This is a genomic window from Sphingomonas abaci, assembly GCF_014199625.1.
GTDB lineage: Bacteria > Pseudomonadota > Alphaproteobacteria > Sphingomonadales > Sphingomonadaceae > Sphingomonas > Sphingomonas abaci.
Genome location: NZ_JACHNY010000001.1, coordinates 835,741 through 860,439, shown reverse-complemented (window position 1 = coordinate 860,439; position 24,699 = coordinate 835,741). Strand labels below are relative to the sequence as shown.

The window sequence follows — 24,699 nt, the reverse complement described above, 5'->3', positions numbered from 1 at the left end:
GAACCCTCAGGGAATCAGCAGCGACGCGTCGCCATAGGAATAGAAGCGATAACCGCTCGCGATGGCATGGGCATAGGCGGCCTGCATCCGCTCGCGCCCCATCAGCGCCGAGACCAGCATGAACAGGGTCGAGCGCGGCAGGTGGAAGTTGGTCATCAGCCCGTCGATCGCGCGGAAGCGATAGCCGGGGGTGATGAAGATCGCCGTGTCGCCGGCGAACGGCGCGATCACGCCGTCCTCGCCAGTTGCGCTCTCCAGCAGGCGGAGCGAAGTGGTGCCGACCGCGATCACCCGGCCGCCGCGCCCGCGCACCGCGTTCAGCCGGTCGGCGACGACGGCGTCGATGCGGCCCCATTCGGCATGCATCTTGTGGTCGACGGTATCCTCGACCTTCACCGGCAGGAAGGTGCCCGCGCCGACATGCAGCGTCAGCGTCTCATGGCCGATCCCGGCCTCGGAGAGCGCCTCCATCAGTCGGGGCGTGAAGTGCAGCGCCGCCGTGGGCGCCGCCACCGCGCCCGGATCGGCGGCGAACATGGTCTGGTAATCCTCGGCGTCGCGCGCCTCGATCCCGCGCTTGGCGGCGATATAGGGCGGCAGCGGCATCCGCCCGGCGCGCTCCAGCAGCAGCTCGACCGGTTCGTCGCCGGCGAAGTCGAGCAGCCAGCTGCCATCCTCGCCACGCGCGGTGCTGGTCGCTTCGACGCCCGCGCCGAAATCGATCCGGTCGCCGTCGCGCAGGCGCTTGGCGCCCTTGACGAAGGCGCGCCAGCGGCGTGGCCCCTCGCGCTTGTGGAGCGTGGCGGCGATCCGGGCCTCGCCGCGCCGGCCCTCCAGCTGTGCCGGGATCACGCGCGTGTCGTTGAAGACCAGGCAGTCGCCGGGGCGCAAGGCCTGCGGCAGGTCGGCGACTGAGCGGTCGAGCGTCCGGTCGCCGTCGAGCACCAGCATCCGCGCCGCGTCGCGCGGGGCGGCGGGGTGCAGCGCGATCCGCTCGGGCGGCAGCGCGAAATCGAACAGATCGACGTTCAACGGGCGGGCGCAGCCTTGCGGGGGGCGGGGCGGGGCGCCGTCGCGCGGGCAGGCGCCGGCGCACGCTTCGGCGCGGCCGTGCCGGCGGGAGCGCCGGTGCCTGGAAGCGTCACCGGCGCGCCGAGCGCGGCGGGCGCGGGCGGCGGCGCGGGGACGTAGGCCGGCGGATTGTCGGCGGCGATATAGGCATGGACGATGCGGCTGGGATTCTGCGGCGGCTCGCCCCGCTCGATCGAGTCGACATATTGCATGCCGTCGATCACGCGGCCGAACACCGTGTACTTCTTGTCGAGCGCCAGGCGCGGCTGGAAGACGATGAAGAACTGGCTGTTGGCACTGTCATTGTCGTCGGCGCGCGCCGCCGATACTGCGCCGCGCACGTGCGGTAGATAGTTGAACTCCGCCTTGACGTTGGGCAGCGTCGAACCGCCGGTGCCGTCGCCCTTGGGATCGCCGCCCTGCGCCATGAAGCCGTCGATCACCCGGTGGAAGGTCAGGCCGTCATAGAAGTGCTGACGGGTCAGCGTCTTGATCCGCTCAACCATCTTCGGCGCGACATCGGGCCGCAGCCAGATCGTGACCCGGCCGCCGGTCGACAGGTCGAGCAGCCAGAGATTCTGCGGGTCGGTGACCGCCGCTGGCGCGGCGCGCGTCGTGGCGGCAGGCGCATCCTGCGCCAGGGCGGGAGCGGCGAGGCAGGCGGCGAACGCAAACAGACCGGCGAAAAGGCGCATGGACATCCACTCTTGGGTAATCGGCGCGGGCTGTAGAGCAATTGCCGGCTTGCGCCAAACTGAACATCGCCGTGCCCACAGGGTGTGAAGGGCGGCGATAGCGGGCGAGGGCGGCGAAATTGCGGCACGGCATGTCTCGGCCGCGCGCCTGCGGAGGCAGGAGCCCAGGAAGGCGCGCGCCGCTCTGCGCGGTGCCGTGATGGGCCCGGGGCTCCCGCGTCCGCGGGAGCACGGAAACGCGTCCTTCACCTCGGCAGGCGGCACGGGGGAAGGCTTTACCCGATCAGCAGTCCGGCCAGCGCCGCCGACATCAGGTTGGCCAGGCTTCCCGCCGCCAGCGCGCGCAGGCCAAGCCGGGCGATCATCGGCCGCTGGTTGGGGGCCAGGCTGCCCGTCACCGCCATCTGGATCGCGATCGACGAGAAGTTGGCGAAGCCGCACAGCGCGAAGGTGATGACCGCCACCGTGCGCGGCGAGAGCAGCGCCGCCTGCTTGCCGAGATCGATATAGGCGACGAATTCGTTCAGCACGATCTTCTCGCCGAACAGGCCGCCGGCGATCCCCGCCTCGTTCCAGGGCACGTTGAGCAGCACCATCACCGGCTGGAAGACATAGCCGAGCAGCGCCTGGAAGCTGAGGCCCGGCAGGCCGATCAGCCCGCCCAGGCTGCCGAGCAGGCCGTTGGCGAGCGCGACCAGAGCGACGAAGGCGAGCACCATCGCGCCCACCGCGACCGCCAGCCGGACGCCGGTCTGCGCACCCTGCGCCGCCGCCATGATCAGGTTGGCGGGCTTCTCCTCGTCGTGCGTCGCCTCGGGCAGCGGCTCGCCGGGGATCGCCTCGCTGGGCAGGGCGGCCGGGCCGGCGCCGCTCATCCGCGTCTCCGCGAGGGCGATCTGGCGCGTCTCGTCGGGCAGGTCGCCCAGCGGCAGCTCGCCCTCGGGGGGCACGCTGCGATCGGGCATGATGATCTTGGCCATCAGGATGCCGCCCGGCGCCGCCATGAAGCTGGCCGCCAGCAGATATTCGATGCGGATGCCCATCGAGGCATAGGCGGCCAGGATGGTGCCCGCGACGCCGGCCATGCCGCTGGTCATCACCGTGAATAGCTGCGGCGGGGTCAGCCCGGCCAGATAGGGGCGGATGACTAGCGGCGATTCGCTTTGCCCGACGAAGATGTTGGCCGCCGCGCACAGCGATTCGACCTTGGAGGTGCCGACCACCCACTCGATCGCGCCGCCGACCCAGCGCACGACGAGCTGCATCACGCCCAGATAATAGAGGATCGACACCAGGCTGGCGAAGAAGATGATCACCGGCAATGCCGCGATCGCGAAACTCTGCCCGCCCACCGCCGGGCTGGCGAGGTTGCCGAACAGGAACTCGGTGCCGCGCTGCGAATAGCCGAGCAGCGCCGCCACCCCGCCCGACGCGGTGGCCAGCGCCGCGCGGCCCGGCCCCCAATAGAGCACCACCACCGCGATCAGCGCCTGGAGCGCGAAGGCGGAGCCGACCACGCGCGGCCGGATCGCGCGCCTGTCGGTCGACAGCAGCACGGCAATCCCCAGGATCACAGCGATGCCCGCGATCCCGATCAACAGTCGTTCCATCAGCGCGACGCTCCGCAGACCATCCCGCCGTTCCTTGCCAAAGCCACGCCTTAATCCTTCTTGGGCAGGCGCAATCCGCGCCCGCATCCCATCCCCGGAACCGCGTGGTTCCGCCCATCGGGCCGTTCAAATCATAATTTCGGCACGGAGAACAGCCGATTGTGCAGGCGCGGTCGGTTCGCTAGCACTCCGCGATGGACTCTGCCCCCAACGATGCCCGTTCCCCTGTCGATGCAGGACGCGGCATATCCCGTTCGCTGTTCGGTTTCTCGATCTTCTATGGCGGCATGGTGTGCATCGCCGGCGTACTCGGCAACAAGCAGGTGGCGCTGGGGCCGCTGGCGGTGGAGGCGGGGATTTTCGCCTTCCTGCTGCTGGTCGTCACCTCCAGCGCAGTCGCCGAGCTGCATGGCCGCCAGATCGCCAACCGGCTGGTGCGGGTCGGTTTCGTGCCCCTGATCGTGTCGGTCCTGCTGTCGCTGGTGGTCCATGCGCTGCCCGCCTCGCCGGAGATGCAGCCGGTCAATCGCGACGCGATCCAGCTCGTGCTGGGCGGCACCTGGCGCATCTGGCTGGGCGGCATCGTCGCCTATGGCATCTCGCAGACACTGAACGTCACCATCTTCTCCTGGCTTAAGGGACGCGAGGGATCGACCCTGCTCTGGCTGCGCGCCGGGCTGGCCAGCATGTTGAGCCAGGTGGTCGATACCCTGCTGTTCGTCACCATCGCCTTTGCCGGCGTCTTCCCGATCGGCGAGCTGCTGCTCGGGCAGATGCTGGCCAAGGTGGTCCTGTCGGGGGTGCTGGTGCCGCCGGCCATCTATCTGTTCGTGGCGCTGGGCAGGCGGCTCGACCGCGGCTGATCCCGCGTCCGCGCGGGGGTCTGGCCTAGCCACCGCCACGACCCTATAGGCGCGCGCATGACCTATCACCGCCCCGACTCCGCCCTACTCGCCAAGGCGGAAACGCTGACCGAGGCGCTGCCCTATCTGCAGCGTTATGCCGGCAAGACCTTCGTGGTGAAATATGGCGGCCACGCCATGGGCGATCCCGAATTGCAGCGCGACTTCGCCGAGGATGTCGTGCTGCTCAAGCAGGTCGGCATCAACCCGGTGGTGGTGCATGGCGGCGGCCCGCAGATCGGCTCGATGCTGAAGCGGCTGGGCGTCGAGTCGCAGTTCGTCAACGGCCTGCGCGTGACCGATGCGGAGACCGCGAAGATCGCCGAGATGGTGCTGGCCGGATCGATCAACAAGGATATCGTCGGCTGGATCGGCCAGGCGGGCGGCCGCGCGGTCGGCATCTCCGGCAAGGATGCCGGTCTGGTGCTGGCGGAGAAGGTGGGGGTGCGCGATCCCGACCCGCTCCAGGGCATCGAACGGCATGTCGACCTCGGCTTCGTCGGCGAGCCGGTGGCGGTCGACCGCCGCATCCTCGACACGCTGTCGGCGGCGGACATCATCCCGGTGGTGGCGCCCGTCGGCATCGGCGCGGACGGCCAGACCTACAACATCAACGCCGACACCATGGCCGGCGCGATCGCCTCGGCGATGGGGGCGTCGCGCTTCTTCCTGCTCACCGACGTGGCCGGCGTGCTCGACAAGCAGGGTGACCTGATGAGCGACCTGTCGCCGGCCGACGTGCTGCGCCTGCAACGCGACGGCACCATCACCGGCGGCATGATCCCCAAGGTGCAGACCTGCGTCGCGGCGGTGCAGTCGGGCGTCGACGCGGCGGTGATCCTGGACGGCCGCATCCCGCATGCGATGCTGCTCGAAATCTTTACCCGCCAGGGTGCAGGAACGCTGGTCAGCGCCAGGGGGCGCTGAGGCCGGCGGGGCGGCAGGGGCCCGAAGGGGTTCTTTCCGGGCCGCGGGCTTCCTATAAGATCGGGTCTAGCCACCGGAGTTCCTGCCTTGCTTGCTGTCCTTCAGATCATCCAGCTGCTGCTCAACCTGCTATGGTGGGTGATCGTCATCCAGGCGATCCTGTCGTGGCTGATCGCGTTCAACATCATCAACACCTATAACGACTTCGTCCGGTCGGTCTGGAACGCGCTGCAACGGATCACCGAGCCGCTCTATCGCCCGATCCGCCGCATCCTGCCCGATTTCGGCGCGCTCGACCTGTCGCCGCTGATCGTGCTGCTGCTGATCTACATCCTGTCGAGCATCGTGCTGCCCAATATCGCGGCCAGTCTCGTCTACGGCCCGACCGTCTGACCGGGCCGATGGCGTGACCGACCGTCCGTGGCGCGCGGCGAAGGACGGACTGCTGGTGTCGGTCCGGGTCACGCCACGCGGCGGGCGGGACGCCTGGGGGGCGGGGGCGCCTGAGCATTTCGCCGTCCGCGTGGCCGCCGCGCCGACCGACGGCTCCGCCAATGACGCCGTCCGCCTTCTCGCCGCCCGATGCTTCGCCGTGGCGCGCGGCGCCGTCACGATTCACAGCGGCGAAACGGCGCGGATCAAGCGGCTGCACGTCGCGGGCGACCCGCAGATGCTGGCGGAACGCGCGGCGGCGCTTTATGAGGCGGCGCTATGACCGCTAGCATCATCGACGGCAAGGCCGTGGCCGCCACCCTGCGTTCCCAAGTGGCCGAGGGGGTCGCGACGTTCCAGGCGCAGACCGGCCGTGCGCCGGGCCTCGCCGTGGTGCTGGTCGGCGAGGACGCCGCCTCCTCCGTCTATGTCCGCTCCAAGGGCAAGGCGACGGTGGCGGCCGGCATGATCAGCGTCGAGCACCGGCTGCCCGCCGATGCCGAACAGGCGGCGCTGATGGCGCTGGTCGCCGCGCTGAACGCCGATCCGGCGATTGACGGCATTTTGGTCCAGTTGCCGCTGCCGTCGCACATGGATGCGCAGGCGGTGATCTCGGCGATCGACCCGAACAAGGATGTCGACGGCTTCCACCCCGCCAATGCCGGGCGACTGGCGACCGGTCTGCCGGCGCTGGTGCCGTGCACCCCGCTCGGCTGCCTGATGCTGCTCCGGTCGGTCCATCCCAGCCTGTCCGGGCTGGATGCGGTCGTCGTCGGTCGCTCCAACATCGTTGGCAAGCCGATGGCGCAACTGCTGCTCGGCGAAAGCTGCACGGTGACGATCGCGCACAGCCGCACCCGCGACCTGCCCGCCCGGCTGCGCGCAGCCGATATCGTGGTCGCGGCGGTCGGCATCCCGCAGATGATCCAGGGCGACTGGATCAAGCCGGGCGCGACCGTGATCGACGTCGGCATCAATCGGACCGCAGCCGGGCTGGTCGGCGATGTCGACTTCGCCGGCGCGGTGGAGGTCGCGGGCGCGATCACCCCGGTGCCGGGCGGGGTCGGGCCGATGACCATCGCCTGCCTGCTGCGCAACACGCTGGAGGCGGCGTGCCGGCGCGACGGCGTGGCCTTCCCGCTGTGAGCCGGGCGCGCCATCGTCGGGCCGGGGGGCGGACGGCATGATCGAGCTGTTCGTCTCCTCGCTCATCACCTTCTTCGTGGTGATCGACCCGCCGGGCTGCGCGCCCATCTATGCCGGCCTGTCGGCGGGCGCGACCTCCACCGTCAAGCGGGCGATGGCGGTCCGCGCCGTGGGCGTGGCCGCGCTGATCCTGTTCGTGTTCGCGCTGTTCGGCGAAGCGCTGCTGCGCGGCTTGGGCATCAGCCTGTCCAGCTTCCGCATCGCCGGCGGCATCATGCTGTTCCTGATCGCGCTGGAGATGGTGTTCGAGAAGCGCACCCAGCGTCGCGAGGATCGCGCCGCCAAGGTCGTGGCCGATCACGAGGTCGACGACGTCTCGATCTTCCCCATGGCGATGCCGATGATCGCGGGGCCGGGATCGATCGCCTCGGTGATGCTGCTGATGGGCCGCAACGAGGGGCTGGAACGGTCGCTGGTGGTGCTCGCCGCGATGGCGACGATCCTGCTGCTGACCTTGGTCGCGCTGCTTGCGGCGGGGCCGATCATGCGCGTGCTCGGCGCGAAGATCGAGGCGGTGATCACTCGCCTGCTCGGCGTGCTGCTGGCGGCACTGGCGGTCCAGTTCGTGATCGACGGCATCACCGTGACGCTGCGCGGATAGTCGTTTCGATCAAGGTTCCGGCTGGGCGATCCGCCGCCATGCGCCTGCGTTCGCAAGAGCACGGCGCCTCCACGTGAATTCCCGTGGCGCCCCAGATCACGAAATCCGGAACATGCGATAGGGCGATCCCCTGACCAGCGGCACCGGGGTCAGCCAGTCGAACGTCGCACCATGCGCCAGCCGGTCGTAGAAGCCGCCCGGGTTGCGTGCGCGGTAGATGGTGGCCTCCGCCATGTTGGGGCAGACCAGCAGCAGCGTCGCGCCGTGCCGCTTCATGATCGCGCGCGCCTCGGCCGGGTTGCGGCCGAAGGCGTGCTGCACGTCGAGGATCGCATCGCCGTTGCGGTGATAGGGTCCGGCGATCGCGTCATGATGGGTGATGGTGATGAGGCGCGGCCCCAGATCGACAAAGGTGAAGACAGTCGCCGCCGGCACCCGATTCAGCGTCAGCAGGCGCGAGGTGCGCAGGCACTCGCCGGTCGCGGCGTTGACGCGGCGGGTATAGGCGTTCGGCCGGTCGATCGGCAGCCACCGGATCGCCAGCCCGGCGAACATGCCGGTCAGCACCACGAACGCCGCCACCGGCCCGCCGACGCGCACCAGGGGCGAGCGATGGTTGAGCAGCCAGGGCAGGATCATCGCCGCCAGCGCGACCGCGCCCGGCACCGCCAGCATCTGCGCCGCCGGCCCGGCGCGCGCCTGCCACGCCAGCATCGCGACGGCGAAGCTGGTGAACAGCGCCACGGCGGTCCAGCCCACCGCGCTCGACCGGTGGCGGGCTTGCCAGGCAGCGACCAGCGCGCCGATCAGCCCGATCACCGGCAGCGTCGCGATCGGAAAGGCGACGCGGAACGGGTGCTTGTAGAGCGGCTTGGCCTCGCGGACATTGTCCAGCCAGGTGCGCGCCAGTTCGGGGCTGACCTGTTCGGGCCTTCCCAGGCATTGCGGGAAGAGCAGCGCGAAGCCGACCGCGATCACCGCGCCCGCCGCCACCGCCAGCCCCAGCCGCACCGCCAGCGACCGCGGCGACCAGAGCGCCATCGCCAGCAGCAAGGCGCCCGCCACCACCAGCACGCTCAGCCACACCGGGGTCAGCGCGTCGCAGCGCATCGCGCGGTTGGCATAGGACGCGAAGAGCAGGAAGCCCAGGCCGCCACCGCCACCCAGGGTCAGCGCATAGATCGCCAGCCGCTTCGCCTCGCCCGGCGTCCAGATCCAGCGCAGCGTGATGATCGCGCCGGCCATGGCGGCATAGGGCAGCATCTCCAGCCCGATCGACAAGGACACCGCGCTTGCCAGCCCGACCTGCAGGCCGCCGCGCCCCTGGCGCGGGTCGCAGAGCCCGGCCACTGTCACCGCCAGGCAGGCGAGCTGCCAGTTGTGGTGGTCGATCCGCTCCGGCATGAACATCAGCATCGTCGCGTTGCAGCTCGTCACCAGCACGATCAGCGCCAGCGGCCAAGCGATCGGCGCGACCAGCCGGCGGACGGTGGCGGCCAGCGCCAGCATCACCACCGACAAGGGCAGCAGCGGCGCGATGCCGCAGGCCAGCCGCTCCGCCCAGCTGGGCGACACGAACTGGCGGAAGAACAGGATCAGCCCGGCGATCGGCAGGTCGACGATGCGGCTCCAATGGATGTCGAAGCCGGCGGGCGGGTTCATCCGATACTGGCGCAGATCGTACCAGCCCTGTCCGCCCAGCCAGGCGCGAACCTGCATCAGCCGCATATTGTCGTCGGTGTCGCCCAGCGACAGCCAGCGGATCGCGGTCCAGCGCTCGTGCAGGAACCAGGCGGCGACCGCCAGCCAGGCGATCAGGACCAGCGTGACCCAGCGCTGCTCCAGATCCCGGCGCAGCCCCGTCGAACCGGTTGCGATCACGTGTCCGTCCTTCCCTGACGCCGAGCGAACGGCAAAGTCGAGCGCTTAGTGGCGGCGACCGCCAGCGGCAATGGGGCAGGGGCGCAGACGGCATCAGGCGCGCCGCACGGCGTCCATGCGGAGCGATCTTGCGCAGGCGCACGGCCCCAGGTCGCTTCCCTTGACATGGATCAGCATTGGTCGATCCTCTGTCCCAATTTGAGCATCAGACCGGAACTATTTGGAATTTACGAGTTATTAAGCGAAATTTATATCTGAGCTTCCACCAAGGACGACGATGCGACGATATGACCGGGGGGTCCGGTGTGGTCGGCGGCATCGCGGAAAAAGGGGTTGCCATGATCAAGAAAATCGCCGCGGTCGCGACCGCGCTCACCGTCATTGCCTCGCCGGCCTATGCTGTGACCTTCACCAGCCAGCTCGGTAGCAGCGCGACCTTTGCGGCGCCGACCGGCGGCACCGTGATCGACTTCAACAACGGCACGAACGTTCCGGCGGGCTTCACGCTGACCGGCAACGGCTACATCGTCAGCAATGCCGAGTCCGCTTCGACCGGCGCGCGTCCGGCCTTCAGCGACGGTTCGGCCTATCTGTCCGTCCTGGGTGGCGGCGCCGCCACGCTGGCGAGCACCGGCGCGGGCTTCCAGTCGATCAGCCTGTTCCTGGGTTCGATCGACGCGTACAACACCGTCCGCGTGCTGAGCACGACCGGTGCGGTGCTCGCGACCTACACCGGTTCTCAGTTCGTCGTGCCGGCTGACGGCAACCAGGACGTGCCGCGCACCAACCGCCGTGTGACCTTCTTCGCGGGCGCCGGCGAGTCGCTGGGTGGCCTGACGCTCAGCAGCGGCAGCAACTCGCTGGAAACCGACAATGTCGTGTTCAGCGTTCCGGAGCCGTCGACCTGGGCGCTGATGCTGATCGGTTTCGGCATGGTCGGTGGCGCCGCGCGCTACCGCCGTCGCAAGACCGCCGCGGCCTTCGCCTGAAGCGGTCCAGGCCGGCCGCGCGGCAGGCGTCGCGCGATCAGTCGGTCGGGAAAGCCGTCGTTCCCTACGGGGAGCGGCGGCTTTTGCGTGTCCGGGGCGCCGGATCGCGGATGGGGCCGGGCGAACCATCATCGCCATCGCTCGCCAATGATCGAAGACCCTCTGCGTGCAGGGGGGGGCTTGTGGCGCAGTTCCACCGCCCGTCCCAATGCATCACCCGGGTGACGGCGGAAGGATCGCGGAACCTGTCATCCCGCCAGCCGCCGGGACTTCAAAGGGGCGCGCCCGTCAATCGAAACCTATTGTAACCACGACCCAGCCCTCCGCCGGGGTGGAGGCGCGGGAGCGTGGAACGTCGACTCTGGCGGCGGCCCCGCCTCCAACGGGGGCGACAGGTTGCGTCATCGTCCCTGGCAGGGGCGGAATGCCAGGATCGGCGCTCCTGCCTAGCGACGAGCCTCGTCGGCGGCGAGGGCGGCCGAGAGCCGGTCCCGGATCGACAGCATCACCTGCAAGGGCCTGTCCTCGACCAGGCGTGGCATGGCCGGCTCCGCGACGACGGGTTGCGGCGGCTGCGGCGGTTCGCGCGACTCCAGCAAGTGGCGGACGCCGCGCAGCGTATAGCCCTGCTCATGCAGCAGCGCGTTGATCCGCTTGACCAGCGCGACATGTTCGGGGCGGTAATAGCGGCGGTTGCCCGCCCGCGTGACCGGTCGCAACTGGTCGAACCGGGTCTCCCAATAGCGCAGGACATGATGGGGGATGCCGGTCTCCGCCGACAATTCGCCGATCGACTTCAGGGTCAGGCCGTTGCCGGCGGCCGTCATGGTCGATGTGGTGCGGGGCCTTGCCATGATCGATCCCCGGGATCGTTCAGGCGAGGGCCGAGGCTTCGACGATGCGGTCCCGCATCATCTGGCTGGCGCGGAAGGTCAGCACCCGGCGCGGGGCGATCGGCACCTCGACCCCGGTCTTGGGATTGCGGCCGATCCGCTCGCCCTTGTCGCGCAGCACGAAGGTGCCGAAGCCGGAGATCTTGACGTTCTGCCCCTCGCTCAGCGCCTCGCACATCTCCTTCAGGATCTGCTCGACGATGCGGGCCGAATCGGCACGGCTCAGGCCCACCTGATGGTGCAGGGCCTCGGCCAGGTCAGCGCGTGTCAATGTGCCTGCTTCATGCATACGGTATTCCCCCAACACGTGCCGGGCGAATATCAGAAGCCGATCCAGAGCAAAAGACTTTTATGCTCTAGGTTATGCAAACGTCCGCAAGTGTCTCAGAAGCGGACAATTGCCGCGCCCCAGGTGAAGCCGCCGCCCATCGCCTCCAGAACCACGATGTCGCCCTGCCGGACGCGGCCGTCGCGCACCGCCACGTCGAGCGCCAGCGGCACCGAGGCGGCGGAGGTGTTGGCATGCCGGTCGACGGTGACGATCACCTTCTCGGCGGCCAACGACAGCTTGCGCGCCGTGGCGTCGAGAATGCGGGCATTGGCCTGGTGCGGCACCACCCAATCGACATCCTCGGTCTTCAGCCCGGCGACCGCCAGCGCCTCGCCCATCACCGCCGCCAGGTTGGTGACGGCGTGGCGGAACACCTCGCGCCCCTTCATCCGCAGCTTGCCGACGGTGCCGGTGGTGGAGGGGCCACCATCGACATAGAGCAGCTCGTTGTGACGGCCATCGGCATGGAGCCGGGTGGCGAGGATGCCGCGCCCGTCTTCGGCCACGTCCTGCGCCTCCAGCACGATCGCGCCGGCGCCGTCGCCGAACAGGACGCAGGTGGTGCGGTCCTCCCAGTCGAGGATGCGGCTGAACGTCTCCGCGCCGATCACCAGCGCGCGCCGGTGGACGCCGGCGCGCAGCATCGAGTCGGCGACCTGCACCGCATAGAGGAAGCCGGAGCAGACCGCCGCCACGTCGAACGCGACGCAGTCGTCGATGCCCAGCATCGCCTGCACCTTGGTGGCGGTGGCGGGGAAGGTCTGGTCGGGCGTGGCGGTGGCCAGCACGATCAGGTCGATGTCCTGCGCGGCATGGCCGCCCGCCGCCAGCGCCGCACGCGCGGCATCGGCGGCCAGCGTCGCGGTCGTCTCATCGGGGCCGGCGAGGTGGCGGAAGCGGATGCCGGTGCGCTCGACGATCCATTCGTCGCTGGTGTCGACCTGCTCGGCCAGTTCCGCATTGGAAACCCGCCGGGCGGGCAGGGCGGAACCGGTGCCGGAGACGACCGAACGGATCATGCGACATGCTCCAGGCCGAGATCCTCGGCGATGCGGCGGGTGAGATCGGCGCGCGCCATCTTGGCGGCATTGGCGATCGCGGTGGCGACGCCCAGCTCGTTGGCGCCGCCATGGCTCTTCATCACGATGCCCTTCAGCCCCAGGAAGACCGCGCCATTATGGTTGTTGGGGTCGAGATGGTCGCGCAGCAACTGGGTCGCCGGGCGCGAGATCAGGAAGCCGAGCTTCGAGCGGACCGAGCTGGTGAAGGCGCGCTTCAGCAGGTCGCCGACGAAGCGGGCGGTGCCCTCGGCGGTCTTGAGCGCGATGTTGCCGGCGAAGCCGTCGCAGACGATCACGTCGACATGGCCGCGCGCCAGCTTGTCGCCTTCGACGAAGCCGGTGAAATCCAGGGGCAGGTGGGTGGCGGCGCGCAGTTCGGCGGCGGCCTCGCGAATCCAGTCGGTGCCCTTCTGGTCCTCCGACCCGATGTTCAGCAGCGCGACGCGCGGCCGGTCGAGATCGAGGATGACGCGGGCATAAGCGGCGCCCATCACCGCGAACTGGACGAGGTTGCGTGCATCGACCTCGGTATTCGCACCCAGGTCGAGCATCACCACGTCATTGTCGCCGAGCGTGGGCAGCGGCGCCGCCAGCGCCGGACGGTCGATGCCCGGCAACATGCGCAGCGACAGCTTCGCCATCGCCATCAGCGCGCCGGTATTGCCCGACGACACCATGGCGGCGGCGCGACCCTGTTTCACCAGGTCGATGGCGATGCCCATCGAGGTCACCTTGGACCGGCGAATCGCCTGACTGGGCTTTTCGCTGGACCCGACGACTTCGGGGGCGTGGACGATCTCGGAATTGGCGGACAGATTCGGGTGGCTGTGCAGCCCGGCCCGAATCCGGGCCTCGTCGCCCACCAGGTAGAAATGCAGGCCTTCGAAGCGACGACGAGCCCGGGCGACGCCCGCAAGCATCACCTCCAGCCCCTCGTCGCCGCCCATCGCATCGACGGCGATCCAGGGCTGGTCGGTCATCCGGTTACTCCGATCGATCCGGCGATCAGGCCTCGACCGACACGACCTCGCGGCCGTTATAGTGGCCGCATGCACCGCACAGCACGTGCGGACGCTTCAGCTCGCCGCAGTTCGGGCATTCCTGGAACGCCGCGACGGTCAGCGAGTCGTGGCCACGGCGCATGCCGCGCTTGGAGGGCGAAGTCTTTCTCTTGGGGACGGCCATTGCGGCACCTTATTCGACGTGGAACAGATTGGAATGCGCACGACATGCCGGTCCGGCCCCATGAGGCCGCCCCGATATGCCGGACGCATCGCGAAGCGTGGCGCTATAGCGATTTCGGCCATTGTTGCAAGTATCCCGACGGGCGGGCAGGGTCATGCCCATGAAAATCCTGTCACCCGCCACGCTTGCCCTGACCCCGCTGCTGATCGCCGCCGCGCCTGCCGCGCCTACCGGGTCGCCCATCTCGCCCGATCGCCTGTCCGCCGACGTTCGGACGCTGGCGTCCGAGTCGTTCCAGGGCCGGGCGCCGGGCACGCCGGGCGAGGCGAAGACGATCGACTGGCTCGTCGCGCAGTTCCAGGCGATGGGCCTGCGACCCGGCGGCCGGGACGGACAATGGACGCAGGCGGTGCCGCTGGTCCGCACCCGGATCGGCGAAGGCCCGGTCAGCGCCAACGGGGTCGCCTGGACGCAGGGGCGCGACGTGTACCTGAGCAGCGTGCGGCCGGATGCGCGCGAGACGGTGAGGGGCGCGCCGCTGGTCTTCGTCGGCTATGGCGTCGCCGCGCCGGAGCGGAAGTGGGACGATTTCAAGGGCGTCGACCTGAAGGGCAAGGTCGCCGTGTTCCTGGTCAACGACCCCGATTTCGAGGCGGCGGCGGGGGACGATTCGGTCGGTCGATTCGGCGGGCGGCGCATGACCTATTATGGTCGCTGGACCTACAAGTTCGAGGAGGCGGCGCGGCGCGGCGCGGTGGCGGCGCTGATCGTCCACGACACGCCAGGCGCGGGCTATGGCTGGGCCACGGTCACCGCCCCGGCCGGCGAGAATTACGACGTCGCCCGGCCGCCCGTGCCGCGCGTGGCCCTGCAGGGCTGGATCGAGGGCGCCGCCGCCGAGCGGCTGTTCCAGGCGGCGGGGCTGGACCTGCCGACGCTGCGCCGGGCGGCGCGGCGCAGCGATTTCCGCCCCGTGCCGATCCCGGGCGCTGGCTTCTCCGCCGACCTGCCGGTCACGGTGAGCCGGGCCGAAAGCCGCAACGTGCTGGCCAAGCTGCCCGGCCGGACGCGGCCGGACGAGGTGGTGATGTACGGCGCGCATTGGGACGCCTATGGCGTCGGCGCCCCGGATGCCCAGGGGCGGACGATCCGGCCCGGCGCCAACGACGATGCGCTGGGCGTCGCCGGCGTGCTGGAGATCGCACGCGCCGCCGCCCGGGCTCCGCAACCCGCCCGCAGCCAGGTCTTCGCGCTCTGGACCGGCGAGGAGCGCGGCCTCTTGGGGTCCGAGACCTATGCCGCCGACCCGATCTATCCGGCGGCGACCACGGTCGCCAATCTGACGCTCGACATCCTCCAGACCGCCGGGCCGTCGCGCGACGTGCTGCTGGTCGGGCAGGGACAGAATGCGCTGGAGGACCGGCTGGCGGCGGCGGCGCGGGCGCAGGGGCGGGTGGTGACGCCCGAGGCGTTGCCGGAGCGCGGCCTCTTCTATCGCGCCGACCATTTCTCGCTGGCGCGGCGCGGCGTGCCGACGCTGCTGCTGATGGCGATCAGCGGCGCGCCGGATCTGGTCGCGGGTGGACGGACGGCGGGGCAGGCGTGGCTGGACGGCTATATGCGCTGCTACCACCAGAGCTGCGATGCCTGGTCGAAGGACTGGGACCTGCGCGGAGCGGCGGCGGACGTCGACCTGATCGCCCGGGTCGGGTTCGACCTGGCGCGGGGCGGCGACTGGCCGGAATGGCGCCAGGGGTCCGAGTTCCGCGCGGTGCGGGCGGAGAGCGCGGCGGCGCGGGGGCGGTAACGCGGAACTGCAACTCTCTTTTCCGTTCCCCGGCGAAGGCCGGGGCCCAGTTGGAAAGGCCTTGGTAACGGACCGCTGCCCGTCGTCATGATCGCCCCCCAACTGGGCCCCGGCCTCCGCCGGGGAACAGGTAGAACGGTTATGCCAACCCAGCAGGTAGAGCTATTATCCCAATCCCAGCACCGCATCCCCGACGAACGGGTTGGTGCGCCGCTCATGCGCGAAGGTGCTGGCGGGGCCGTGGCCGGGCACGAAGGCGACATCGCCGAGCGGCCATAATTTCTCGCGGACCGAGCGGATCAGCGCGTCATGGCTGCCGAGCGGGAAGTCGGTGCGGCCGATCGATCCCTGGAACAGCACGTCGCCGACCTGCGCGAAGCGGGACGGCGCGTGGTGGAAGATCACATGGCCGGGCGTGTGGCCGGGGGTGAGGTACACGTCCAGCGTCAGGTCGCCGATCGTCACGGTGTCGCCATCGTCCAGCCAGCGGTCCGGCTCGAACACCACGCCGCGGATGCCATAGGCGCGGCCGTCCTCGTCCAGCCGCGCGATCCAGAACCGGTCCGCCTCGTGCGGCCCCTCGATCGGGACGCCCAGTTCGTCGGCCAGCGGCTTGGCCTCGCCGGCATGATCGATATGGCCGTGGGTGAGGAGGATCTTTTCCACCGTCACGCCCGCGCGGGCGATCGCGTCGCGGATGCGCGGCAGGTCGCCGCCGGGATCGACCACCGCCGCCTTCATCGTGGCCGTGCACCAGATCAGCGTGCAATTCTGCTGGAGCGGGGTGACGGGGATGATGGCGGCGCGCAACGGCATGGCGTCGGGGGGCGTATCGGTCATGGGTCCGTCCTTACGCGCCCCGGCCGGCCGTCACCAGAGGATGCCGTCGACCGGCGTCTTCGCCTCGGGCGCCTCGTCGCCGATCGCCTGGAGCAGGTCGATCTCGATCGTCCGGCACATGGCGGTCAGCGGCACGTCGTGAATGGTGTTGGCGAAGGGGTCGACGAGGTCGTCGCCGATCTGGAGGATGGCGAGGAACATGAGCCCCGCGATGGTCGAGCCGATCGGCGTCGCGAAGCCCAGCGTCTCGACCAGCCCGATCGGCAGCAGGATGCAGAACAGCCGCGTGAAGAAGGCGGGGAAGAAGCGATACTGATTGGGCAGCGGGGTGTTCTTCAGCCGCTCCATGCCGCCTTGCGCATTGGCGATGTCGACCAGGATCCGCTCCAGCGACGCCTGCTGGATGGTGTCGATCCAGCCCTTCTTGCGCGCGTCCTCGATCCGCCGGCCGGTGCCGTCGAGCAGGCCGTTGGCGGTGTTGACGCGCGCCAGCGCCGGCTCCGCCTCGCCGCGCGACAGATAGTGGAGCACCTCGCCGTCCTTGGGCTGGCGGCGCAGCTGGCAGCGCAGCGCGTTCACATAGGCGATCTGGCGCAGCACGATCGACCGCTTCAGGTCGCGCGCTTCCGGGTCGGGCAGGAAGTTGCGGGCGGCGCGGGCCAGGTTGCGCGAGGCGTTGATCATCGCCCCCCACAGCACGCGACCCTCCCACCAGCGCTGATAGGCGCTGTTGTCGCGGAAACCCAGGAACAGCGCCAAGGCCGAGCCGAACAACGTCAGCGGCAGGGACGGCGCCTTGAACGGCAGCACGAAATAGGTGACGGTGACGATGCAGTCCCAGACGAACAGACCGAGCAACGGGCGCCAGACTTCCGAGATGATGATCTTCAGGCGGGGGGTGGCGTCGACGATCAACAATCGGCTCCTTGGTTACAGGGGTAGGTCCGCTCGGAACGTAACGTGGTATCGCCGCGCGGGTTCACGCGATTCTCATTCGGAGCCGCGTCCGGGACGGGTGAGCGCCTGGTCGCGCAAGCCCCGCCAGACCTTCAGCGCCTGCACGGTCTCCGGCACGTCATGGACTCGGAGCAACTGCACGCCTGCCTCCGCGCCCTTCAGCGCCAGCGCCACGCTGCCGCCCAGCCGACGGTCGGCCGGCGCCTCGTCGGACAAGGCGCCGATCAGTCGCTTGCGGCTGGCGCCCAGCATGATCGGGCAGCCGAGGCCGTGGAACGTGGCCAGGCCGTTGATGAGCGCCAGATTGTCCGCCAGCGACTTGCCGAAGCCGATGCCGGGGTCGACCAGGATGCGCGCCCGGTCGACGCCGGCGGCGACGCAGGCGTCGATCCGCGCCTCCAGCCAGGCGAACACCTCCGCCACCACGTCCCGATAGGCGACGCGGCCATGGCCGCCCTGTTTGGGATCGGGCGAATGCATCAGGATGACCGGGCAGCCGGCGCGCGCCACCACCGGCATCGCGCGGTCGTCCCACAACAGGGCCGACACGTCGTTGACGATGGCGGCGCCGGCCGCCAGCGCCGCCTCCATCACCAGCGCCTTGCGGGTGTCGATCGACACCAGGGCACCCGCCGCCGCCAGCCGCTCGACGACCGGGCGGACGCGCGCGGCCTCCTCCTCTTCCCAGACCAGGGCCGCGCCCGGCCGGGTCGATTCGCCGCCCAGGTCGATCAACGCCGCGCCGGCGGCGAGCTGGTCGATGCCGGCGGCGGCCGCTGCGGCAGGGTCGCCGGCATGGCGGCCGCCGTCCGAGAAACTGTCGGGCGTGACGTTGAGGATGGCGGCGACCTGCGGCTGGTCGAAGCGTAGGGTGCGCGCGCCCAGCGCCAGGGGCGGGCGGGGCGCGATGATCCGGTCGTGCAGCCGCCGCGCTCGCGCGCCCAGCGACGGCAGTTCCGCGACGGGCACGATGCGTCGGCCGTCCGGTCCGGTCACCTCATAGGCGGCGAACCACTGCATCCCCCCGGCGAGCCGCGCGACGCTGCCCTCGGGCGCGCCGACCGGCGTGTCGACGAACTGGACGGGGCGGAGGAGAAGGATCGGATCGGCCACGGCCCAGCTCCACCCGCTCGCGCGCGCCGGGTCAAGGGGGCGTGGGTCGGAGACGGGGTGGTCGGTGTCCGTTCAGGGCTTGCGCGCGAACCAGATGACGTGGCGCGCGCCCTTTCCGTTCGAGCGGGCGCGGACCGCGACCTCGTCGGTGTCGAAGCCGGCATTGCGCAACCGCCGCGCGAAAGCCGTGTCGGGCGCGGCCGACCAGACGGCCAGGATGCCCCCGGGCCGCAGCGCCAGCTTGGCGCTGGCCAGCCCGCGCGCCGAATAGAGGCCGTCATTGCCGGCGCGGGTCAGTCCGTCCGGACCGTTGTCGACATCGAGCAGGATCGCGTCGTAATCGCCCCGCGCGATCTCGATCGTCCGCGCCACGTCGCCCATCACCAGATGGACGCGCGGGTCGTCCAGCCCGCCCGCGGTCAGCGCCGCCATCGGCCCGCGCGCCCAGGCGATGATCTCCGGCACCAGCTCGGCGACGGTGACCCGCGCGTCGGCGGGCAGGACGCCGAGCGCCGCGCGCAGCGTGAAGCCCATGCCATAGCCGCCGATCAGCAGCCGGGGCGCGGGTACGCCCAGCCGCTCGCAGGACATGGTCGCCAGCGCTTCCTCGGACCCGCTCATGCGGCTGTTCATCAGTTCGTTGCGGTCGAGCACGATCATGTAATCGTCGCCGCGCCGGAACAGGCGCAGATCCTCGCCACCGGGCACGGCGGCGGTGTCGATCAGTTCGCGGGGCGTCATCTGCCGGTTTACTTGCCCGATTTGCGCTGCTTGCGGGCGGCGTAGCGCGCGTCGCGCAGCGCCTTCTGCTCCTCGGGGGTCAGCACCGGCTTCACCTTGGCGGCGGCGGCGGCGGCCTGTTCGGCGGCCTCGGCGGCGCGGGCGCGCTTCGCCTCGGCGGCCTGTTCGCGCTCCTGGCGCTGCGCCTCGCGCTTGGCGGCCGCGGCGGCCTCCTTTTCCTGGCGCTTGGCGGCGCGCGCGGCGACGGCGGCCTCGTCGACCGGCGGCTTGTCGCGCAGCTTGGCGAGCGCCGCGCTCTTCGCCTTGGCGGCGGCGGCCTGACGGTCCTGGAAGGTCGGAAGTTTGAATGCTGCCATAAGGCTCGTGATTAACCTGTCTTTGAAGGTGCGAGTCGAATCGGTCGCAGCATAGGCGCTTCCGACGACGACGGCACGTCTGTGTTGGAGGAGGGGGTGGCCCGCCCCGCCGGCGGCGCGGCGGGCCGGCGGCGATCAGGCCTGCTGGAGGTTGACCGCCGAGGTCTTGCCGCGACGATCGGTCTCCAGCTCATAGGAGACGCGCTGGTCGCGGTCGAGCGTGGCCATGCCGGCACGCTCCACCGCCGAGATGTGGACGAACGCGTCCGCGCCGCCGGTTTCCGGTGCGATGAAGCCATAGCCCTTGTCGGCGTTGAAGAATTTGACGGTTCCGGTGATCATATGGGCATCCTTCGTCCCAGGGAGGACGGGCATGCGCCAACAGCGGCGCATCCCGGCAATGGCGAGGCGAGAAAGGGACAAAGGGGAGAGCCGAAGCGGCCCGATATCCGTCGCATGCGACGTCAGCGGGACGGGTTATACACCAGGGCGGCGGATTTTTGAAGGGGGGTGGCGCGGGGGAGGCGACCGGGCGCCCGGCCGGACGGTGTGAGCGTCGCCATGCCGTGCTCCTGCGCAGGTAGGAGGCCAGGGTCGGGCAGGATCGCGGGGCGTTGTCTTGCTCGGCCCTGCGCTCCGGCTCCCGCCGGAGCGCAGCAGCACCCTATGGCTGGGTCGCCAGGATATAGGTCTGGCGCAGCGTGTCGATCGGCTTGAGCGCGCCCTGCTCCTCATGGTGCCAGAAGGTCCAGCCATTGCAGGCTGGCGACTGGCGCAGCAGCGAGCCGAGCTTGTGGATCGAGCCGGTCAGCCCGCACGGGCTGGCAAGCGAGCCGTCGGCGCGGACCACCGCGCGGAAGCGGCGCTTGTCGTCGACCAGCACGGCGCCGGGGGCGAGATAGCCGATCTCGACCAGCTTGCCGAACGGCACCTTGGGTTGCTGGCGCGGGCTCATCATCGTCGCCAGCGCCGACTCGTCGAGCGGCAGCGCCGCCTCGATCCGCTCGGCGGCGGCGGCGCAGTAACCGGGCTCGCGCTCGATGCCGATCCAGTGACGCTTCAGCCGCTTGGCCACCGCGCCCGTCGTGCCGGTGCCGAAGAACGGGTCGAGCACCACGTCGCCCGGCTTGGTGCAGGCGAGCAGGATGCGATAGAGCAGCGCCTCCGGCTTCTGCGTCGGATGGACCTTCTGCCCCGCCTTCTTCAGCCGCTCCTGGCCCCCGCAGATCGGGAATTCCCAGTCGGAGCGCATCTGCAGCTCGTCGTTCAGCGTCTTCATCGCGCGGTAGTTGAAGGTGTATTTCGCCTTCTCGCCCTTCGATGCCCAGATCAGCGTCTCGTGCGCGTTGGTGAAGCGCGTGCCGCGGAAGTTGGGCATCGGATTGGCCTTGCGCCAGACGATGTCGTTCAGGATCCAGAAGCCCAGGTCCTGCACCGCCGTGCCGACGCGGAAGATGTTGTGGTAGCTGCCGATCACCCAGAGCGTGCCATGGTCCTTCAGCACCCGGTGCGCCTCCGCCATCCAGGCGCGGGTGAAGGCGTCGTAGGCGGCGAAGGTGTCGAACTTGTCCCAGTCGTCGGTGACCGCGTCGACATGGCTGCCATCGGGCCGGAACAGCTCGCCGCCGAGCTGGAGGTTGTAGGGCGGGTCGGCGAAGACCATGTCGACCGACTTGGCCGGCAGCGAGCGCATCGCGGCGATGCAATCGGCCATCAGGATGGTGTCGAGCGGGGCGACGTCCGTCGCGGGGACCAGCGTCTCCGAGGCCTTGGCCCTGGCGCGTGGCCGCGCGATCGTCTGAATAGCCCCCATCTCAATCCCCTTGTGCGGCCCTTAAAGTGACCGAGGGACGGAATCCGTCAAGTCTCTCCGAGTCGAGACCTTGACTCGCGGATTCCCGCGAGTCGCTTGGAACAAATCAGGGGTGGGTCAAGATATGGGGTTCGATCGAATCCGCCGACTCAAGCCGTGGTGGGTGTGATGCGAAAGACTCGGTCCCGAGCGGGCATGATGCAGATGGAAAAAAAGCGGTCAATCGAGCGCGCGGGACGATGAATCGGCCTAGAGCGGTAGGCCGAACTGCGCGCAGGCACGGGCGACGGGGGCGAAACTGCGCCGGTGAATCGGCGTCGGTCCATGGTCGCGCAGCGCCGCCAGGTGGCGCGGGCAGCCATAGCCCTTGTTCGAATGCCAGTGATATTGGGGATGCGCCTCGGCCAGTTCGATCATCATCCGGTCGCGCGTCTGCTTGGCGATGATCGAGGCGGCGGCGATCGACGCGCTCTTGCCGTCGCCGCCGACCAGCGCGGTCGCCGCATAGGTCCAGCGCGGCAGGCGGTTGCCGTCGACCAGAACATGGCCGGGATCGACGCCCAGCGCCTCGACCGCCAGGGTCATCGCCTTCATGGTCGCCCAATAGATGTTGAGCCGGTCGATCTCGTCGGGCTCGACGATGCCGACACCGATCCTGGCGCAATCCTGCAACCGGCCGAACAGCCGCTCGCGTTCGGAGGCGGAGAGCTTCTTGGAATCGTCCAGGCCGCGCGGCACGCCTTTCGCCGGCAGGATCACCGCCGCCGCGACCACCGGCCCAGCGAGTGGCCCGCGCCCCGCCTCGTCCACGCCCGCGACCGGGGGCAGGCACAGCTTCTCATGCTTCAGGCCGGGCATCAGCGCCAACGGGCCGCAAACGCAGCGGCATCCCAGCCCCCTGGATCGGCCGCCGCCTTGAGATGGTGGAAGGGAACGGTCCCCAGCGCATGCCCCATTGGCCCATGGCCGCTGCCCAGCTCCGGTGCCGCGGCGAGTGCCGCCTGGACGAACGCGATCGCTTGGTCGACGGCGGTGTCCAAGCCGGCCCCGGCCGCCAGCCCCGCCGCGATCCCGCTCGCCAATGTACAGCCGGTGCCATGGGTGTGGCGGGTGTCGATTCGCGCATGGGTCCAGGTGGTCACTGGGCCACCCACCTCAACCAGCCGGTCGGTCACCACCGCGCCGTCTGCGTGGCCGCCTTTGACCAGCACCGCCGCATCGGTGTCGGCCACCAAATCGAACGCTGCGTCCAGCGCCTCGGCATCCCTCCCCACCGACCGGCCACCCAGCGCCGCCAGCTCGGGCAGGTTGGGCGTGACGACGGTGGCGATCCGCATCAGCCGGCGAAAGGCCGCCACCGTTGCATCGTCCGCCAGCATCGCGCCGGAGGTGGAGATCATCACCGGATCGAACACGATCGGCACGTCCAGCGGTTCGAGCAGGTCGGCGACCGTCTCGGCGATGGCGGCCGATCCGATCATGCCGATCTTGACCGCGTCCACGCCGATATCGCCCAGCACGCTCGTCATCTGCTGCGCGACCATTGCGGGGGGCACCGGATGCACGCCCTGCACCCCCAGCGTGTTCTGCGCGGTGATCGCGGTGACCGCGGTCATGGCGTGGCCGCCCAGCATCGTCACCGCGCGGATATCCGCCTGGATGCCCGCGCCGCCGCCCGAATCGGATCCGGCGATGATCAGGATGCGCGGGATCACGGCTCGGCCTTGTAGCGGCGCTCCGTGTCGGCCGGATGCCGACGCAGCGCCTGGCCGGTGCGGGTCGGCCGGTCGAGCAGTTCGCCGCCACAGTTCGGGCAGCGTTCGTCCAGCGCGTCGGCGCATTCGGCGCAGAAGGTGCATTCCAGCGAGCAGATGAACGCGCCGCCCGCCTGCGGGGGCAGGTCGGCGCCGCAACGCTCGCAATCGGGGCGCATCGCGAGCATCAGGCCGCCGCCCGCACCGCGTCGCAGATGGAGTCGACCAGCCGCTCGACCTGCGCGGCATCGTCGCCCTCCGCCATCACCCGGATCACGGGCTCGGTGCCCGAGGGTCGGATGACCAGCCGGCCGCGACCCGTCAATTCGGCCTCGGCCGCGGCGATCACCGCCCGGACGCTGTCGGCCTCGAGCGGCCTGCCCCCGGCGAAGCGGACATTCTTGAGCAGCTGCGGCAGCGGATCGAAGCGGTGCAGCACCTCGCTCGCCGGGGCGCCCGCGCGCTTCACCTCGGCCAGCACCTGGAGCGCGGCGATCAGGCCGTCGCCGGTGGTGGCGTAGTCGGCCATGATGATATGGCCCGATTGTTCGCCGCCGACATTATAGCCGCGCGCGCGCATCGCCTCCAGCACATGGCGGTCACCCACCTTGGTGCGGATCAGGCCCAGGCCCTGCGCCGCCAGATGCCGCTCCAGTCCCAGGTTGGACATCACGGTGGCGACCAGCCCGCCGCCCGCCAGCCGTCCGCGTCGCGCCCAGCCGGCGGCGATCGTCGCCATCAGCTGGTCGCCGTCGATCACCCGGCCCTTCTCGTCGACGACGATCAGCCGGTCGGCATCGCCGTCCAGCGCGATGCCGATGTCCGCGCCGCTGGCGACCACCGTCTCCGACAGCGTCTCGGGCGCGGTGGAGCCGACCCGGTCGTTGATGTTGGTGCCATTGGGGGTCACGCCGATCGCGATCACCTCCGCGCCCAGTTCCCACAGCGCGTCGGGCGCGACCTTGTAGCCGGCGCCGTTCGCGCAATCGATCACCACCTTCATCCCGTCGAGCCGCAGATCGCTGGGGAAGGTCGCCTTGGCGAAATGGATATAGCGGCCGGCGGCGTCGTCGATGCGCCGCGCGCGGCCGATCTGCGCGGAGGGGACCAGCGGCACGTCGCCGTCGATCAGCGCCTCGATCGCCTCCTCGTCCGCATCGGACAGCTTGTAGCCGTCCGGGCCGAACAGCTTGATACCATTGTCGGCGAAGGGATTGTGGCTGGCGGAGATCATCACGCCCAAATCGGCGCGCATCGTCTGGGTCAGCATCGCGATGGCGGGGGTCGGCAGCGGCCCGGTCATCACCACGTCCATGCCGACCGCGGTGAAGCCCGCGACCAGCGCCGATTCCAGCATATAGCCGGACAGGCGCGTGTCCTTGCCGATCACGACACGGTGCTTGTGATGCCCGCGCAGGAAGTGGCTGCCCGCCGCCATGCCGACCTTCATCGCCATCGCCGCGGTCATCGCGCCCTGGTTGGTCGCGCCACGGATGCCGTCGGTGCCGAAATATTTCCTTGCCATGCTGCCGTC

28 protein-coding genes are annotated in these 24,699 nt (G+C 69.9%); 8 read left to right on the top strand and 20 right to left on the bottom strand.

The annotated features are described in order from the left end of the window. Nucleotides 1-6: 6 nt before the first annotated feature. From queA to GGQ96_RS03835, 3 genes are all read right to left on the bottom strand, one after another. On the bottom strand, nt 7-1,032 hold the full coding sequence (gene queA, locus GGQ96_RS03845) for a tRNA preQ1(34) S-adenosylmethionine ribosyltransferase-isomerase QueA (protein ID WP_184111650.1): 1,026 nt from the start codon (nt 1,030-1,032) through the stop codon (nt 7-9). After that, nucleotides 1,029-1,766: a peptidylprolyl isomerase gene (locus tag GGQ96_RS03840; RefSeq protein WP_184111648.1), complete on the bottom strand. Its 738-nt coding sequence runs from the start codon at nt 1,764-1,766 to the stop codon at nt 1,029-1,031. The genes queA and GGQ96_RS03840 overlap by 4 nt, the downstream gene beginning before the upstream one ends. 275 nt (nt 1,767-2,041) lie before the next feature. After that, nucleotides 2,042-3,376, bottom strand: a complete 1,335-nt coding sequence (locus GGQ96_RS03835) for a NupC/NupG family nucleoside CNT transporter (protein WP_184111646.1) — start codon at nt 3,374-3,376, stop codon at nt 2,042-2,044. A 194-nt stretch (nt 3,377-3,570) separates the two neighbouring features. Here GGQ96_RS03835 and GGQ96_RS03830 point away from each other — a divergent pair, with 194 nt between their 5' ends. From GGQ96_RS03830 to GGQ96_RS03805, 6 genes are all read left to right on the top strand, one after another. Further along, entirely contained in the window at nt 3,571-4,239 is a 669-nt protein-coding gene (locus GGQ96_RS03830; protein WP_184111644.1) for a queuosine precursor transporter, read from the top strand. Nucleotides 4,240-4,296: 57 nt separating this feature from the next. After that, a complete protein-coding gene (gene argB / locus GGQ96_RS03825) occupies nt 4,297-5,205 on the top strand; it encodes an acetylglutamate kinase (RefSeq protein WP_184111642.1) in 909 nt (302 codons plus the stop codon). An 87-nt stretch (nt 5,206-5,292) separates the two neighbouring features. Further along, entirely contained in the window at nt 5,293-5,598 is a 306-nt protein-coding gene (locus tag GGQ96_RS03820; protein ID WP_184111640.1) for a YggT family protein, read from the top strand. Between the two features lie 13 nt (nt 5,599-5,611). Next, nucleotides 5,612-5,920 (top strand): DUF167 family protein, encoded by a 309-nt coding sequence (locus tag GGQ96_RS03815; protein WP_343058912.1) that lies wholly within the window; start codon nt 5,612-5,614, stop codon nt 5,918-5,920. Continuing rightward, nucleotides 5,917-6,783, top strand: a complete 867-nt coding sequence (gene folD / locus GGQ96_RS03810) for a bifunctional methylenetetrahydrofolate dehydrogenase/methenyltetrahydrofolate cyclohydrolase FolD (protein ID WP_184111638.1) — start codon at nt 5,917-5,919, stop codon at nt 6,781-6,783. The genes GGQ96_RS03815 and folD overlap by 4 nt, the downstream gene beginning before the upstream one ends. A gap of 37 nt (nt 6,784-6,820) precedes the next feature. Continuing rightward, on the top strand, nt 6,821-7,444 hold the full coding sequence (locus GGQ96_RS03805; RefSeq protein WP_184111636.1) for a MarC family protein: 624 nt from the start codon (nt 6,821-6,823) through the stop codon (nt 7,442-7,444). Nucleotides 7,445-7,540: 96 nt separating this feature from the next. Here GGQ96_RS03805 and GGQ96_RS03800 read toward each other — a convergent pair whose 3' ends face one another. Further along, nucleotides 7,541-9,325: a G protein-coupled receptor family protein gene (locus GGQ96_RS03800; protein ID WP_343058911.1), complete on the bottom strand. Its 1,785-nt coding sequence runs from the start codon at nt 9,323-9,325 to the stop codon at nt 7,541-7,543. Nucleotides 9,326-9,663: 338 nt separating this feature from the next. On the opposite strand from GGQ96_RS03800, the gene GGQ96_RS03795 reads away from it, so the two are divergent. Next, entirely contained in the window at nt 9,664-10,314 is a 651-nt protein-coding gene (locus tag GGQ96_RS03795; RefSeq protein WP_184111634.1) for an Npun_F0296 family exosortase-dependent surface protein, read from the top strand. Nucleotides 10,315-10,760: 446 nt separating this feature from the next. Here the strand turns inward: GGQ96_RS03795 and GGQ96_RS03790 are convergent, their stop codons facing one another. From GGQ96_RS03790 to rpmF, 5 genes are all read right to left on the bottom strand, one after another. Then, nucleotides 10,761-11,168, bottom strand: coding sequence for a MerR family transcriptional regulator (locus tag GGQ96_RS03790; RefSeq protein ID WP_246360024.1), 408 nt, complete (start codon nt 11,166-11,168; stop codon nt 10,761-10,763). A 19-nt stretch (nt 11,169-11,187) separates the two neighbouring features. Beyond that, nucleotides 11,188-11,496: an integration host factor subunit alpha gene (locus tag GGQ96_RS03785; protein WP_184111632.1), complete on the bottom strand. Its 309-nt coding sequence runs from the start codon at nt 11,494-11,496 to the stop codon at nt 11,188-11,190. 95 nt (nt 11,497-11,591) lie between these two features. After that, nucleotides 11,592-12,557 carry a beta-ketoacyl-ACP synthase III gene (locus GGQ96_RS03780; protein WP_184111630.1) on the bottom strand — a complete coding sequence of 322 codons (966 nt, stop codon included), beginning with the start codon at nt 12,555-12,557 and terminating at the stop codon, nt 11,592-11,594. Beyond that, nucleotides 12,554-13,579 (bottom strand): phosphate acyltransferase PlsX, encoded by a 1,026-nt coding sequence (plsX, locus tag GGQ96_RS03775; RefSeq protein WP_184111628.1) that lies wholly within the window; start codon nt 13,577-13,579, stop codon nt 12,554-12,556. Before plsX ends, GGQ96_RS03780 begins: the two co-directional genes overlap by 4 nt. Before the next feature lie 25 nt (nt 13,580-13,604). Continuing rightward, on the bottom strand, nt 13,605-13,784 hold the full coding sequence (gene rpmF, locus GGQ96_RS03770) for a 50S ribosomal protein L32 (RefSeq protein ID WP_055841808.1): 180 nt from the start codon (nt 13,782-13,784) through the stop codon (nt 13,605-13,607). Nucleotides 13,785-13,944: 160 nt separating this feature from the next. On the opposite strand from rpmF, the gene GGQ96_RS03765 reads away from it, so the two are divergent. Further along, on the top strand, nt 13,945-15,591 hold the full coding sequence (locus GGQ96_RS03765; RefSeq protein WP_246360023.1) for a M28 family peptidase: 1,647 nt from the start codon (nt 13,945-13,947) through the stop codon (nt 15,589-15,591). 165 nt (nt 15,592-15,756) lie between these two features. On the opposite strand, the gene GGQ96_RS03760 is transcribed toward GGQ96_RS03765, so the two are convergent. The 11 genes from GGQ96_RS03760 to glmM all read right to left on the bottom strand — a co-directional run bounded on the left by GGQ96_RS03760 (nt 15,757) and on the right by glmM (nt 24,690). Further along, entirely contained in the window at nt 15,757-16,431 is a 675-nt protein-coding gene (locus tag GGQ96_RS03760; RefSeq protein ID WP_184111624.1) for an MBL fold metallo-hydrolase, read from the bottom strand. Between the two features lie 30 nt (nt 16,432-16,461). Beyond that, a complete protein-coding gene (locus GGQ96_RS03755) occupies nt 16,462-17,346 on the bottom strand; it encodes a bestrophin family protein (RefSeq protein ID WP_184111622.1) in 885 nt (294 codons plus the stop codon). 75 nt (nt 17,347-17,421) lie between these two features. Further along, nucleotides 17,422-18,501 carry a dihydropteroate synthase gene (gene folP / locus GGQ96_RS03750; protein ID WP_343058910.1) on the bottom strand — a complete coding sequence of 360 codons (1,080 nt, stop codon included), beginning with the start codon at nt 18,499-18,501 and terminating at the stop codon, nt 17,422-17,424. A 72-nt stretch (nt 18,502-18,573) separates the two neighbouring features. After that, nucleotides 18,574-19,242 (bottom strand): spermidine synthase, encoded by a 669-nt coding sequence (locus GGQ96_RS03745; protein WP_184111619.1) that lies wholly within the window; start codon nt 19,240-19,242, stop codon nt 18,574-18,576. A gap of 8 nt (nt 19,243-19,250) precedes the next feature. Next, nucleotides 19,251-19,598 (bottom strand): DUF6481 family protein, encoded by a 348-nt coding sequence (locus GGQ96_RS03740; RefSeq protein WP_184111617.1) that lies wholly within the window; start codon nt 19,596-19,598, stop codon nt 19,251-19,253. A gap of 135 nt (nt 19,599-19,733) precedes the next feature. After that, a complete protein-coding gene (locus GGQ96_RS03735) occupies nt 19,734-19,940 on the bottom strand; it encodes a cold-shock protein (RefSeq protein WP_184111615.1) in 207 nt (68 codons plus the stop codon). A 322-nt stretch (nt 19,941-20,262) separates the two neighbouring features. Next, nucleotides 20,263-21,411: a site-specific DNA-methyltransferase gene (locus tag GGQ96_RS03730; protein WP_184111613.1), complete on the bottom strand. Its 1,149-nt coding sequence runs from the start codon at nt 21,409-21,411 to the stop codon at nt 20,263-20,265. Between the two features lie 249 nt (nt 21,412-21,660). Further along, nucleotides 21,661-22,269 carry a ribonuclease HII gene (locus GGQ96_RS03725; RefSeq protein ID WP_184111611.1) on the bottom strand — a complete coding sequence of 203 codons (609 nt, stop codon included), beginning with the start codon at nt 22,267-22,269 and terminating at the stop codon, nt 21,661-21,663. Further along, on the bottom strand, nt 22,269-23,126 hold the full coding sequence (thiD, locus tag GGQ96_RS03720) for a bifunctional hydroxymethylpyrimidine kinase/phosphomethylpyrimidine kinase (RefSeq protein ID WP_343058909.1): 858 nt from the start codon (nt 23,124-23,126) through the stop codon (nt 22,269-22,271). The genes GGQ96_RS03725 and thiD overlap by 1 nt, the downstream gene beginning before the upstream one ends. After that, nucleotides 23,123-23,353 carry a DUF1272 domain-containing protein gene (locus GGQ96_RS21295; protein WP_246360022.1) on the bottom strand — a complete coding sequence of 77 codons (231 nt, stop codon included), beginning with the start codon at nt 23,351-23,353 and terminating at the stop codon, nt 23,123-23,125. Before GGQ96_RS21295 ends, thiD begins: the two co-directional genes overlap by 4 nt. Further along, a complete protein-coding gene (gene glmM, locus GGQ96_RS03715; RefSeq protein WP_184111608.1) occupies nt 23,353-24,690 on the bottom strand; it encodes a phosphoglucosamine mutase in 1,338 nt (445 codons plus the stop codon). Before glmM ends, GGQ96_RS21295 begins: the two co-directional genes overlap by 1 nt. Nucleotides 24,691-24,699: the final 9 nt, after the last annotated feature.

Bases quoted from the DNA above. Each gene is read 5' to 3' on its own strand.
- GGQ96_RS03730 (WP_184111613.1), bottom strand. From the start codon at position 21,411: ATGGGGGCTATTCAGACGATCGCGCGGCCACGCGCCAGGGCCAAGGCC.
- GGQ96_RS03735 (WP_184111615.1), bottom strand. From the start codon at position 19,940: ATGATCACCGGAACCGTCAAATTCTTCAACGCCGACAAGGGCTATGGC.
- GGQ96_RS03780 (WP_184111630.1), bottom strand. From the start codon at position 12,557: ATGATCCGTTCGGTCGTCTCCGGCACCGGTTCCGCCCTGCCCGCCCGG.
- GGQ96_RS03830 (WP_184111644.1), top strand. From the start codon at position 3,571: ATGGACTCTGCCCCCAACGATGCCCGTTCCCCTGTCGATGCAGGACGC.
- GGQ96_RS03790 (WP_246360024.1), bottom strand. From the start codon at position 11,168: ATGGCAAGGCCCCGCACCACATCGACCATGACGGCCGCCGGCAACGGC.
- GGQ96_RS03795 (WP_184111634.1), top strand. From the start codon at position 9,664: ATGATCAAGAAAATCGCCGCGGTCGCGACCGCGCTCACCGTCATTGCC.
- argB (WP_184111642.1), top strand. From the start codon at position 4,297: ATGACCTATCACCGCCCCGACTCCGCCCTACTCGCCAAGGCGGAAACG.
- GGQ96_RS03745 (WP_184111619.1), bottom strand. From the start codon at position 19,242: ATGACGCCCCGCGAACTGATCGACACCGCCGCCGTGCCCGGTGGCGAG.
- GGQ96_RS03805 (WP_184111636.1), top strand. From the start codon at position 6,821: ATGATCGAGCTGTTCGTCTCCTCGCTCATCACCTTCTTCGTGGTGATC.
- GGQ96_RS03840 (WP_184111648.1), bottom strand. From the start codon at position 1,766: ATGCGCCTTTTCGCCGGTCTGTTTGCGTTCGCCGCCTGCCTCGCCGCT.
- GGQ96_RS21295 (WP_246360022.1), bottom strand. From the start codon at position 23,353: ATGCTCGCGATGCGCCCCGATTGCGAGCGTTGCGGCGCCGACCTGCCC.
- folD (WP_184111638.1), top strand. From the start codon at position 5,917: ATGACCGCTAGCATCATCGACGGCAAGGCCGTGGCCGCCACCCTGCGT.
- plsX (WP_184111628.1), bottom strand. From the start codon at position 13,579: ATGACCGACCAGCCCTGGATCGCCGTCGATGCGATGGGCGGCGACGAG.
- rpmF (WP_055841808.1), bottom strand. From the start codon at position 13,784: ATGGCCGTCCCCAAGAGAAAGACTTCGCCCTCCAAGCGCGGCATGCGC.
- GGQ96_RS03725 (WP_184111611.1), bottom strand. From the start codon at position 22,269: ATGCCCGGCCTGAAGCATGAGAAGCTGTGCCTGCCCCCGGTCGCGGGC.
- GGQ96_RS03835 (WP_184111646.1), bottom strand. From the start codon at position 3,376: ATGGAACGACTGTTGATCGGGATCGCGGGCATCGCTGTGATCCTGGGG.
- GGQ96_RS03765 (WP_246360023.1), top strand. From the start codon at position 13,945: ATGAAAATCCTGTCACCCGCCACGCTTGCCCTGACCCCGCTGCTGATC.
- GGQ96_RS03785 (WP_184111632.1), bottom strand. From the start codon at position 11,496: ATGCATGAAGCAGGCACATTGACACGCGCTGACCTGGCCGAGGCCCTG.
- GGQ96_RS03760 (WP_184111624.1), bottom strand. From the start codon at position 16,431: ATGACCGATACGCCCCCCGACGCCATGCCGTTGCGCGCCGCCATCATC.
- glmM (WP_184111608.1), bottom strand. From the start codon at position 24,690: ATGGCAAGGAAATATTTCGGCACCGACGGCATCCGTGGCGCGACCAAC.
- GGQ96_RS03740 (WP_184111617.1), bottom strand. From the start codon at position 19,598: ATGGCAGCATTCAAACTTCCGACCTTCCAGGACCGTCAGGCCGCCGCC.